Origin of the sequence: Bacillus cereus group sp. BceL220 (assembly GCF_051776965.1) — a bacterium.
GTDB lineage: Bacteria > Bacillota > Bacilli > Bacillales > Bacillaceae_G > Bacillus_A > Bacillus_A cereus.
Map to the genome: position 1 here is coordinate 96,294 of NZ_JBPWBC010000008.1, position 12,386 is coordinate 108,679.

Below are 12,386 nucleotides of genomic sequence, written 5' to 3' on the forward strand. Positions count from 1 at the left end.
GCAAAGCGATGCTATATCTATATGTGGATACTCTATCCAGTGGTGTGTGCAGAAACATCCAAAGCAGCAGATTGCTCATTTGACACAATTGGCTAAAAGGAAAAGAAATATTTGTGTCACTCTTTTTCTACACATGTAAGCTATTTTAATCCACGCATAAGTTATCATATCTTTCTTTGACGAAGTAAAAAAAGCTCGTTCTTATGGTTTAATTCTACCGCATAAGAACGAGCCATTTTTTAATATTAAATTGTTAATTTCCTAAGAAAAAGTAGAGATAACCTTAAGAATTTCTTAAGAAACAATGATTATTTTCTAAGAATCCCCTTTATTAACCGAGTCTTGGAAGACTGGAAGTTCTACCGTGAAAGTCGTAGAGTTATCATTACTTTCCGCGTAAATCTGTCCGCCATGCTGAACAATGATTTCTTTTGCAATCGCCAATCCAAGTCCCGCGCCGCCCGTATCAGAAGAACGGGCATCATCCAATCTGTAAAACTTTTCAAATATGGTAGCGAGTTTATCTTTCGGGATATTTCCGGCGTTCTCAAAAACGATGGATACCACATCATCGGAGAGGTCCGCCGTAATGTCAATTACGCTGTCGTTCTCGCTGTATGCAGCGGCGTTTTTCAAAATATTGTTAAAGACCCTCGCTAGCTTATCAGGGTCACCAAATACGGTCAAATCTTCAGAAGCATGGAGTACCACCTGTTTCCCCTTCGCAGCAAGCTGGGGATAAAATTCATCAGTCATTTGCACCAGCATATAGTATAGGTCTATGTGCTTTTTCGTGAGCGTAATCGTTTGAAGATTATATCGCGTAATCTCAAAAAACTCGTCGATTAGCTGTTCCAGGCGATACGCTTTGTCTAACGTGATATGCACGTACTTTGCCTTTTGCTCTCTTGGCATGTCTGGTGCCTCGTCAAGCAGGATCAGATAACCGATAACTGATGTAAGAGGCGTTTTAATATCGTGTGCCAAGTACATAACAACTTCATTTTTCCTTTGTTCGGCCACCTTTGCATCATGCTCTCGCTTTTCAAGGGTTCGCTTTAATGTGTTGAGCTTCTGTTCCATGAACTCCATTTCCGCAGAAAGCTCAATTTGTTTATCTTCGTTCTGAATAAGTATATCAATACCGGTATTTATCTCTTCAAAGTATTTTACAAATTTTAAAAGCATAACTCGGCATAGAATAAGAATACTAATGGCAACCGCCACATAAATAAAAATTTCTATATTGTTCCGTATAGTATACTGATATATTATCATTGCGTCCCAACGCTCTAAATGATAACTGTTTTCCAAAAAACGTACGATCCACTCCCCAAGTGTCCCTTGGATAAATAGACGCACAAACAGCACAAATACAACTGCTGCCATGACAATCGTAAGGATATATTGGTAGAGTTTTCGTTTTAATTTTAAATAATCGATTTTTTTATTCTTATTTTTATTTTTATTTTTCAATTTTATAGCCGATCCCCCATACCGTTTTTATATACTTCGGATTATCAGCCGTGTCGTTCATCTTTTCTCGCAGATGTCGGATATGCACGGTGATAGTGTTATTGCTCTTGCTGAAATATTCGTCACCCCATATCTCTTGAAACAGCTGCTCAGAGCTAACCACATTCCCCTTGTTTTCACAGAGGATACGCAGGATTGAAAACTCGGTGGGAGTGAGAGATAACGGCTTCTCGTTCAGAGAACACTCATGCGTGCTTATATTAATGACAAGACCAGAGTGAACGATAACATTCTCGTTCTGTGCCGTTACTCCATTATATTTTTTATATCGGCGTAACTGCGCCTTGACTCGCGCAATTAACTCTAGTGGGCGAAAGGGTTTTGTAATATAATCGTCCGCACCAATTGTTAGCCCTGTAATTTTATCTACTTCCGTATCTTTCGCCGTCAACATGATAATTGGATAGGTGTGCTTGTCCCTTATTTTTTGACAGATAGTGAGACCACTTACGTCGGGAAGCATGATATCCAATATTGCAAGGTCAAGCACATTCTTATCTATACATTCCAATGCTTCTTTGGCGGTATAGTATTTGAAAACCGTATAATTCTCGTTTTTTAAATACAGCTCAACCAAATCGGCAATTTCGCGTTCATCTTCCACAATAAGTACTTTATCACTCATGGTTACCAATCCTCCTCTATGGATGTGCTTTTTTCAATTGGAATTTTTTCCGAATAACGAGCCTATCATACCTATCACTCCAAGTAAAGTCCTATTGTTGTATACAGACAGAGTCGGTTTCACAAAATATATTTTTGGATTTACCCATTTATTAAGATTTAATTTTATGCCAAGAATAAAAGATCTATCGGATTCAAAATCATTTACAATAGATAGAGCAATATACTCTCCCTTTAGAAAAAGGAAACAATTCCGCCTTAAATTGACTTTGTATAATCTTAACTTGATAGCAATGTCGCGCTAGCCAAAATACAAATATCTTCTTCAAAAAAAGAAAAGCGGTAACTAATGTATGACTGTGACCTAGTTTTACCTAACTTGGATTAAACCCCCTTGTTGTAGATTTTTATGGTATTATTAATAAATTCGGTACATGAAATTATTAATAATACCATAAAAAAAGCTCCCCTGAAAGGAGCTCCTTACATTACAAAACACTTAAGAAATCCTTCTGATAACAGCTCTACTTAAGATTTAGAGTATGGTTATAACTCATCCCTCCCTGTTTGTTACGATAAATCATTGGTCAAAGACTAATCTTTTTCTTTTTATTATTTCAAGCTCTTTAGATTTTTTCTTTTTGTGAAATTTACCTCTATACAAATTAACTAGATAACAAAACGTAAAATAACAATGCAGTTGCCTCTTGTCGTTTCATACTTTGTTTTGATAGATAATCTGCTGATCCATCTTCATTATATATAACCTCAGGCCCTACTAAGCGATGACCTACAATGTTTTTCACGGATTCTATTGCCCAATCATCAGTTTCTCCCTTTAAAGTTGCATCTGCAGATGGCGCTCCTAACATTTTTAAATACTGCCAGGTAATCCATGCTGCTTCTTGTCTAGTAATTGCACGATCTGGATGGAATTGTTCCCCTTCTTTTTCATATAAAATACCAATTTCATATAACTTTTGAATATGTGGTGCATAAGGATGATTTTTCACATCAGAAAACACTGGTTCTTTTTTTGAAGGTGGCGTAAAGTAAGCAATTTGAGATAACCAATATGCAAATTCTGCTCGTGTAAGAGAAGATTCTGGAGTAAAATTCCCCTCCTTATTTGCTTGTAATACCTCGTATTGATGTAAAGGATTTATAAACTTAGCATATGGATGATTTTCATCTACGTCTTTAAATCTCTCAGGCTCACTTAACTTCACTGCTGAGCTGCCAGAGTTCCAATGTATCATTTCTTTTACGGTACCATCTTTGTGAAGTTTAAATGCCATATAATTCCCTTTTTCATCTTCAAATAGTAAAGGGTCTATTTGTTTTAGCTCCTGTTTACCATATACTTTATCACTTACATATAACTTCCCTTCACTTATGTTTACATGTGACATTAGGTTTTTTAATCTCAAATCTCGGTAAACCCCTTCAAATTTCTTTAATTCTTCTTCATTAGGGTTTAAATATTCAGGCTTTGTTTTATCTGGGAAATATTGATTCATAAAATCATCAAATACTTCAACAGGTAGTGCTGAACTATCTTTATTTGTAACAACAAAAACTCCAATTTTATGCTCTGGAATTAACCACATTAAAGATGAAAAACCTGGTATATTTCCACCTTTACCAAACACATATTGTCCATTATGACTTTGCGGTGAAAAGAACTCAAATCCGTATGTCATATTAGGGTATTTGGGATGTAAAGCAAATTTTGTTTTTTGCATATCTTCTACAGTTTCTTTTTGTAGTATTTGGTTATTTTTAAATTTACCATCATTCAATTGAGCAATCATGAAATTGGCTACATCACTCCCTGTAGAAAACATACTCCCTTGTGGCATATCTGTTGGTCTTGTTTGATAAAATGGGATGGCATTACCTTTAGCATCATATCCTGTTGCCAACTTTTCTTTAATAAAATTAGTCATAACAAAACTACTATTATGCATTTCTAGAGGGTAAAAAATATTTTTGGCCATATATTTGTAAAAAGGTGTGTTTGTCAGATTTTGAACAATATACCCTTGAAGCATAGAGGCAAAATTATCATATGTATATGTATCTCCGGGCTTTCTCACTACAGTGGGCATATTATCTTCTACATAATCTTTAAGCATTGTATAATCATTTTCTTGATAATGGATGTCCTCGGGTCTAGGATCTACGTAATCAAACCCTGTTGTATGGGTAAGTAAGTGTTCCATTGTAACTGGTTCACCCATGTTATTTTGGTACTTTAATCCCCCCATATAATTTACTATATCTTTATTTAAATCAATTTTTCCTTGTTCAACTAACTGCATGACAGCACTTGCAGTAAAAACTTTTGATATTGATGCTAATCGAAAAACTGTTTTTTTAGGATCGATGGGAGTATTCTTTTCTTTATCAGAAAATCCGAATCCCTTTTGAAATAGAATTTGATTATCCTTTACAACGACAAGAGCTACACCAGCTGCATTTTCTTTTTTCATTTTCTCTGGAATCACTTTATTGGTGAATGCTTCTACATCTTTAGGATTTAATGTTATAGATGCAACAGTTTCGGCTTTTGAATAATTGCTCCCCAGAAAAAATAACAAAAAACAAACACTTACAGCTATTAACCTTTGAAAATAAATTTTCATTCTTTTATTCCTATTACCCAAATTAATTCCCCCTTTAATACTAGATTTATTGATTAATCAGCCACCGGCCGATCAACCATATTCTACCATTACATGGTTATTTTTTCTAATTTTTCTTCTATTCCGTTATTTGTTAACTGTTCGTCTGAGGAATTAGTCTATATATAATTAGTTCTTAGTTATAGAAAATGATTTAGCATACAAAAATACTAGAAAGTCTTTAATATAGACTTTTGTCGGCAAGTTTTTCCTAACATCCTATATACTGAAAACACCCATCCTTTACCATTGATAAAATTGGATGGGTGTTTTGTAAAGCTTTAATTCTTACTGGGTATTAAGATATCTAAATAGACCAATTATTACAGTTAAAACATCGTTCAAAAGCTTACTCTCCTTGAACTCCATCCACTTTCACTTCATTTAGAAATGAGGGATTCCTAAGTAAAGATTCTTTCAAACTCTAATTGATTAGGCTATCCCCGCATCCCTTGCGGTTTGAAGCCTTATCGCTTCATTCTTTAAAATAAAAAAATGTGAAACTTTATATCATTATGTAAGACATTTAATATCAAATATATTACATTCACTATGAAATTAGTTTATTTATAGGATTTCTATAGATAAACAAGGTACTAAATTGACTCTTAAGAAGTCATAACATTATATTTGTCTAAAAATTGAAAAAATATGTGTAGATATATATCATCTTAAATACATATATAATTAATTTTAATTCTCTGACATAATCCCACATCATTCTTAAAACCGTTTTTTGTGCATTATGAAATAAAATATTACACAATGTCAGTCTTTAAAAGATTATATATCAAAACTTTTAGAGAGGAAGAAAAACTATGAAGATGAAAAGAAAAATCATTATGACAACAGCACTTGCAGCTACGTTAGCTACAGGTGCACTACCTACTACCTCGGTGTTTGCTGCAGAAAAGGAGGCTCCTATTCAACAAAAAGAGGCACAATTGAGTATTCAACCTTTTGCACAAAACAATTTGGAAACAGCCGTTCAAGCTGCCTTAAATGGTCCAGAAGTCAAAAAAATTAAAGTATTTGAACATGAATTTAATGTAAAAGAAATAGAAGTAGTAAATCTAGGTGCAGGAAAAAAATATGTTAAGGGGCAAATCTCTCATCATTTAAGTTTTCGTCCAGATGATCAATTTTATTATGAGTTTACAGTACAAGATGGAAAGGTACTAGATAAACCTGTATTTAATATTGATAGAGGTGGTTGGACACCATTTGCTGCTCCACTTTTATCAATTCTTGCTGCGTATAATGGAATTCCAGTTAATCCAAATGATTTAAATGCACTTGGTCAGCAGATTGGTAAAGTTATAGATGGAAGCTGGGAACATGCAGCCCAATCAATTGCAACTGTAGTTAGTCTAAGTTTTAATGAGTAGAATTTTTCAATTTTTATTAGCAGTGTAGAGATCCGCTTTTTGTAATCAGCCTTTTTATAAGAGATTCTAAAACAGCTATTAATAAATTTTTACCACTCAATCACATTATCTTGATTTGTTTACCACCTTATCATTCATTATATGTCACAAAATAGAAGTCTTTTTTAGGACTTCTGTTTTGTTTGTATTCAATACGATAAACAGTTGTTTTTTGGAGGCTATACTTCGAGTTTTCAAGAATCTGTTTGGCTATTAGGGACAATTTATAATAAAAAATTATTAAAGTCTCAAATAACTTACTCCCCCTACTGTTAATTATTTTTAAATACAAAAATTTATTATCTTAAGAATAAAAAACAATAAATATAGTAAAAAATCATCTAACAATTGTTTAAAGGTCAGGAGAGAAAAAATGAACAAAATAAAAATGAGAAATTTCTTTAAAATTAGCATCCTTACTTGTATTACACTAGCAAGTTTAAGTACACCATCTACTATTTTAGCTGATAGTCATCCAGGTTACTCCTATGAATCCAATATAGGGTATCAAAATCCATCGTGGATGTCGAAAATAGAAAATTCAACAAAAATAAGTGAAATATCTATTCCAGGGACTCACGGTACAATGGCTTTACATGGAGCGAGTTTTCTTGATGAAAATTTGACAAGAAATCAAACTATGAGTTTATCCCAACAATTAAATTCCGGAATTCGATATGTAGATATGCGTGTTAAACGTGTAAAAGATTCTTTTGCAATGTATCATGGCGTTGTAAATCAAAAAGCTGTGTTTGAAGATGTATTAAAAGAGACCATTCAATTTTTAAAAGATCATCCAACAGAAACAATATTAATGCGCTTAAAAGAAGAAACTACTCCTGAAAGTGGATCTCTATCATTTGAGGAGATATTTTTAAAATATAAAAACGTTAATGCTTCATATTTTTGGGATCCTAATTCCGTACCAACTTCAGATAGAAATAACCCTACTTTAGGAGATACCCGCGGGAAAATTGCAATCTTACAAAACTTTACATCCACTCAATTGTACGGGATTGATTACGAAGGTTTGAATATACAAGATAAATTTGAAATTGGAAGCGGACCAGACGAAATATATACAAAATGGATTGCGATAAAAAACCATCTACAAAATACAAATACTAATTTTAATACTGGAAAAATTTATCTCAACCATTTTAGTGGTACGGGGGGCGCAGCCGCATTTTTAAATAATGTATATCCTTGGTTTGTTGCAAGCGGAAAAGAGAGTAGAAATACTGACAGTAGTCCTAAATTAATTCAAACGAATTCCACTAATGCGTGGAGTGATTTCCCTCGCGATAGAAACGGACAAGTATACTATGGGGGGATGAATACACTTGGGACCGAACTCTTACAACAAGGCGCAATTAAACATTCTGGTATCATCGCAGCTGATTTTCCCGGTCCAGGTTTAATTGATAGTATCATTAAATTAAATGGTATACATTCAAATGAAAAAGAAATATTAATTTCACAAATATCATCTGAATCTAGTCCCTTATCAGGGCAACAAAATCGATCCAGCCAAAACTTTAAAATTGATAGTTTACCTGTAGGTACCAAAGAATTAAAATGGGTTATTGAGCCTTCAGAAAAAGATTATCCTTCTACTATTTCTTTTAATGTAATGATTGATGTTTCCATAGGAATAGATTCTACTCGTTGGAAAAATATTTCACATGAATCTAGGACTGAAGCTTACACAAATACTAAATATTATATTGCAAGTCCAATTGGTGCCACTAGAAAATTCACAGTGAAAATATACGCTATTACAAATTAGAAAAAAAGAATCCCAATGGAATTCCATTGGGATTCTTTTTTAATTTCATTTCGTTAACATTAGGATGGCGTTTAAATTTTATCCCGCATTAACGGGCGCCCGTAAAAGCCCGATTGGTGAGGGATGATAATCAGTGGGGGATGAACAAAACCTTCACTGATTAAAATTTCACTTTATTAACATATTATTTAATCCATTAGATAATTATATTTGAAACAGCCCTTAATTTTTAAAGAGCAATCCAAAATTGTTAACTACCTTTTTCAGCTTATCATTTATTCAAAACTGGCTTCCAAAGCGATAAAGCAAAAATCCAATTTGAGTCGCCATTTCCTTGATGATTTTGAACCGCTTCGTACACTTTCCCCTCATGTACTACTCTATCACCTTTAGTATATGCTTTTCTTGCATCCCATTTTTCATATGCGGAATCCTCTAACTTTGTTGTTACATTCAAAACATCACTTCTACTAGATTCATTTCCAGCTAAATCAACCGCCGTCACTACATATTTATACGATGTATTAGCCTTCAAATCTTTATCCATAAAGGATGTATTAGCCGCCGTCCCAATTTTATTCATACCCCCAGCGCTTTCTCTATATACAATATAATGGTCAACACCTACATTATCTTCTGACGGACTCCACATCAAATCAACAGTTGTCGCCGTTGTACCCATACTATGTAATCCTTTTGGTTGAGTTGGAGCCTCTATATCTGGGATTGCATGTGTTGTCTTAACCTTTAGTTTTTCACTTTCTTTTGATATGTTTCCAGCAGAGTCTAATGCCTTTATTGTATAAGTATATTCCGTATCTGCTTTTAGTTTTTTATCAATAAAAGTTGTACCTGGTACCCTATCAATTACTTCTCCATTACGTAACACTTGATATTCTTTTACACCTATATTATCAGTAGAGGCCTTCCATGTTATTTCAACACTATTGGCAGAAACTTTAGAGGCATTTAATTCAGTTGGTTGACTTGGAGCTACTGTATCAGGAGTTTCATTATTTACTAAATTTACATCAATTACATTATAAAACGCATTTGACGTATCTGCTACATCCCATACAGCTAAAATAACATGATAACCATTACGATCAGTTGGTACATTAATTGTATGTGTTAAATTATTTGATGCAGCCGAACCGTCATGTTTCACAGTTCCGATTGGTTCTAATTCAGCACGTGTTAATGGTTTGTTAGGGTCCCATCCCTTTTTTGTAATGTAATAATGCCATTTACTTGTAGAATGTGCTGCTGTATATTTCCATGTAAATGTATTTACTCCACCTTTAATTGTGTTTTTGAACCAACGATTTGATGTTTGTTGGTCAAGAATACCTCCAAACAATCCTCCTGCCGAAGCAATTTTCCCATCAATCGGTCCACTATCTGGAAATCCTTTAGGTGCTTCTAGACTTTGAGGTTCGTACATTACATTTCCACAATTTAAATTTAATGCCCCATAATTCTGACTACATAAAGCAGCACGACTACTCGGCTTTTCAACAAACCCGTGTGCATACGCACTTTGAGGAGTCATTGTGATTGCTGTCATGCCTGCAGCCAAAACACAAGCACCAATCCCCTTTTTACTTGTTCTTAATCTTTCCAATTTAGATGTTAATTTCAATTTCATTTTTGTCCCCCCAATATATTGCTTTCGCTAATATAATAGCAATATAGGGATAAACGAACAAATCGTCAATTAATATATTAATATCTCTCATAAATTGGTACATTTATTATTATTTTTAATCTCCTATAAAAATAAAGTAAATACAATTAAGCAATTTTGTAACATTATGTATTAAAAGAAGAATAAAAACTCCATTTAATTTCACAAAAAATTCAAATATTAAAACAAAAAATTCCTCATGTAGGAAAAATAAATTTTTTATATTACAAAAAGCAAAAAAGTCTGGAAGAAACCGATTATATCCGTTTCTTCCAGACTTCCGCTACTTTTATACCACTCACAAATTCTTTAACCTTAAACATAGTTAAAACACATATAATACCCCTACTAATTCAAACTAACGCTTAATTACTTATAAAATAACTTAAGGTATCTAGCTTAACTGTATTTTCTTTATTAATAGCTATTTTCTATCCTGTATTCCCTTACTTTAAACAGATTATCAAGAAATTGTTAATGTTTAAGAAAAGAGAAAAGATTTAAAAATACAATTTTAACTATCGAACTCTAATAATTTATTGTGTTATTTTTATCTAATAAGGCACAGAAACAAAGGATGAACTTCAGTGTGCTTGAGAAAAGTTCTTAGGGTGAAACGTTTAAAGGGTATTTTAGTACTGAGTTTTTATTAAATGTTCCTGTACCTAATATTTAAATTAACGTATGTCAAAATATTTTACAATACGGGTGTTAAACGTTACATATTTCTATATAAAATGATACATTTCATCAGCACGCCTCCCTAATATTTATGCTAAATATAGAAAATTCAGCTCGTTAGGATTTAATTTTAGAATTCTCATAAAAGCATATGATAGATTAGGCACGTAATTGTCACAAATTAATAGTCTATCTACTTTTTAATTACCTATGAAAACTTTATTATCGCTTTATTATTTACTCCTAAACCAAAGCACATCTATACCTACAATTTCTTAAAACTCTTTTAGATAATCTTTCAAAAGATTTGATAGTTTTATATTTTATATTTTTTTATTGTACATTTTTGCATTTGATGTTAGGATTATGCCTATTAAAATTGAATCGTAACGATTCTTCTTTATAATTTCCATATTTTAATTGTTAAATAAAAATATAGATTCTGATATATATATTCAAAATCAGACCTACAATATCTTTATTTTACAATGATTTCGTGGCATACCTTTAGAATGGAAAGATATATGCAACAACGTGTTAAGGGGTTACAGGAGGAACAAAAATGAGAGACTTTTTTGATGATAAGTACAAAAATATTGAATTAAAAAGGAGGTTAATCAATTTAATAAGTGAAATTAGCGAATTCAAAGGAAAATTAGCTGCTTATCAGGAACAAAACCCTGACATATTTAATAGTTTAGAAAAAACTATACCACTACATTACATAAAAAATTTCACAACTATTTATGAGGATATAAAAGTTCCTAATAAAAGATTAAAAGAACTTATTTTAGATGATATAGTACCTCAAAATATTTCTGAAGATGCTATTTTCTGCTATTATCAAACACTTTCTTTTGTACATAAAAACTCCTGTACTTTATTAATTAATCCAGCAACTATACAGGAATTACATTTTCAACTAATACATTATATTACCTCTGACAGTGCCAAATGGCGTGAAAAACCTTTTATTATTCCAGGAGTTCCAGAACATGGAATGCACTTGAATAGTTACCGCATTCTTCCGCATGAACTTATCCCACGGTTTATGGAGCAATTATGTGATCAATACAACTCATTAAATACTAGTAAGGGGCTACATTCACTTTTATTAATAGCTCGTTTTATATTAAATTTTTATTGCATAGTCCCTTTCAATCAAGGTAATAACAGGCTGGCATTTATGTTAATGCAATTGCTGTTAATTAAGAGTGGACATACATTTGTAAAATATGTATGTTTGGATAAATATATTAAGAAAAACGAATCTGATTATTACAATTCGATTTATAAATCTTCGGTGAATTGGTACTGCGAGGAACATAATAATAGCTTTTGGTTAAAAACGTTTTTAACCATTATATTAGAGGCTTACAAAGATCTACATAACACAGTTCTAGATTCTATATGTAAACATACTAAAGTTGAGAGAATTCAGGATTTTATACTTAAACAAAAACAACCCTTTACTAAGGAAAGTATTCGTAACACTTATCCAGACATTGCAGAAAGTACAATCAGTAAGGCTTTAAATTCCTTGCAAGTGTTTGGCCATATTAAGCTAGTTACAAAAGGAAGAAACGCAACGTGGATTAAGATTTGACCATACTTTCAATACACATGAGTTTTAAAAATTCAATTATAACCTTATCATTGAATTTCATTTTAATTTTAAGATAATATTACTTTTTTAGTTATTTCTAATTCCAACAAAACATTTTATAGGAAAAGGTCCGCTTTCCCCCGCCTTTTCCTATAATAAAATGAAATATAAACATAGAATGATTGTCGGAAAAAGTCGTATTTTAATATTTTTTCTTTATTTTCTGGTTGTAAACGTTTCACTTTCATGTTACCATCTTAATCAAACAATAGATGGTAATAAAAATGAAAGTATTTCTTTCCCTTAGAAACATATAAACGTACGGTAATATCAAGAAAATAAGGTCAAA

8 protein-coding genes are annotated in these 12,386 nt (G+C 32.3%); 4 read left to right on the forward strand and 4 right to left on the reverse strand.

Annotated features, from left to right (window positions below):
* Positions 1 to 315: 315 nt before the first annotated feature.
* A complete protein-coding gene (vanS, locus tag ACS2FK_RS20655; RefSeq protein WP_063548232.1) occupies positions 316 to 1,476 on the reverse strand; it encodes a vancomycin resistance histidine kinase VanS in 1,161 nt (386 codons plus the stop codon).
* Positions 1,466 to 2,161 (reverse strand): VanR-ABDEGLN family response regulator transcription factor, encoded by a 696-nt coding sequence (gene vanR / locus ACS2FK_RS20660; protein ID WP_063548234.1) that lies wholly within the window; start codon positions 2,159 to 2,161, stop codon positions 1,466 to 1,468. Before vanR ends, vanS begins: the two co-directional genes overlap by 11 nt.
* A 22-nt stretch (positions 2,162 to 2,183) precedes the next feature.
* On the opposite strand from vanR, the gene ACS2FK_RS20665 reads away from it, so the two are divergent.
* Complete coding sequence (locus ACS2FK_RS20665) at positions 2,184 to 2,465, forward strand: Tn3 family transposase (RefSeq protein WP_407708842.1); 282 nt, start codon at positions 2,184 to 2,186, stop codon at positions 2,463 to 2,465.
* A gap of 360 nt (positions 2,466 to 2,825) precedes the next feature.
* On the opposite strand, the gene ACS2FK_RS20670 is transcribed toward ACS2FK_RS20665, so the two are convergent.
* Positions 2,826 to 4,808 (reverse strand): serine hydrolase, encoded by a 1,983-nt coding sequence (locus tag ACS2FK_RS20670; RefSeq protein WP_063549350.1) that lies wholly within the window; start codon positions 4,806 to 4,808, stop codon positions 2,826 to 2,828.
* Positions 4,809 to 5,665: 857 nt separating this feature from the next.
* On the opposite strand from ACS2FK_RS20670, the gene ACS2FK_RS20675 reads away from it, so the two are divergent.
* Positions 5,666 to 6,235, forward strand: coding sequence for a hypothetical protein (locus ACS2FK_RS20675; protein WP_063548236.1), 570 nt, complete (start codon positions 5,666 to 5,668; stop codon positions 6,233 to 6,235).
* 412 nt (positions 6,236 to 6,647) lie between these two features.
* Complete coding sequence (locus ACS2FK_RS20680; RefSeq protein WP_063548238.1) at positions 6,648 to 8,063, forward strand: phosphatidylinositol-specific phospholipase C; 1,416 nt, start codon at positions 6,648 to 6,650, stop codon at positions 8,061 to 8,063.
* Positions 8,064 to 8,334: 271 nt separating this feature from the next.
* Here the strand turns inward: ACS2FK_RS20680 and ACS2FK_RS20685 are convergent, their stop codons facing one another.
* Positions 8,335 to 9,711: a lytic polysaccharide monooxygenase gene (locus ACS2FK_RS20685; protein ID WP_063548240.1), complete on the reverse strand. Its 1,377-nt coding sequence runs from the start codon at positions 9,709 to 9,711 to the stop codon at positions 8,335 to 8,337.
* 1,282 nt (positions 9,712 to 10,993) lie between these two features.
* On the opposite strand from ACS2FK_RS20685, the gene ACS2FK_RS20690 reads away from it, so the two are divergent.
* A complete protein-coding gene (locus ACS2FK_RS20690) occupies positions 10,994 to 12,037 on the forward strand; it encodes a Fic family protein (protein ID WP_001204217.1) in 1,044 nt (347 codons plus the stop codon).
* Positions 12,038 to 12,386 lie beyond the last annotated feature (349 nt).

Bases quoted from the DNA above. Each gene is read 5' to 3' on its own strand.
- ACS2FK_RS20680 (WP_063548238.1), top strand. From the start codon at position 6,648: ATGAACAAAATAAAAATGAGAAATTTCTTTAAAATTAGCATCCTTACT.
- ACS2FK_RS20665 (WP_407708842.1), top strand. From the start codon at position 2,184: ATGTGCTTTTTTCAATTGGAATTTTTTCCGAATAACGAGCCTATCATA.
- ACS2FK_RS20670 (WP_063549350.1), bottom strand. From the start codon at position 4,808: ATGAAAATTTATTTTCAAAGGTTAATAGCTGTAAGTGTTTGTTTTTTG.
- vanR (WP_063548234.1), bottom strand. From the start codon at position 2,161: ATGAGTGATAAAGTACTTATTGTGGAAGATGAACGCGAAATTGCCGAT.
- ACS2FK_RS20690 (WP_001204217.1), top strand. From the start codon at position 10,994: ATGAGAGACTTTTTTGATGATAAGTACAAAAATATTGAATTAAAAAGG.
- ACS2FK_RS20675 (WP_063548236.1), top strand. From the start codon at position 5,666: ATGAAGATGAAAAGAAAAATCATTATGACAACAGCACTTGCAGCTACG.
- ACS2FK_RS20685 (WP_063548240.1), bottom strand. From the start codon at position 9,711: ATGAAATTGAAATTAACATCTAAATTGGAAAGATTAAGAACAAGTAAA.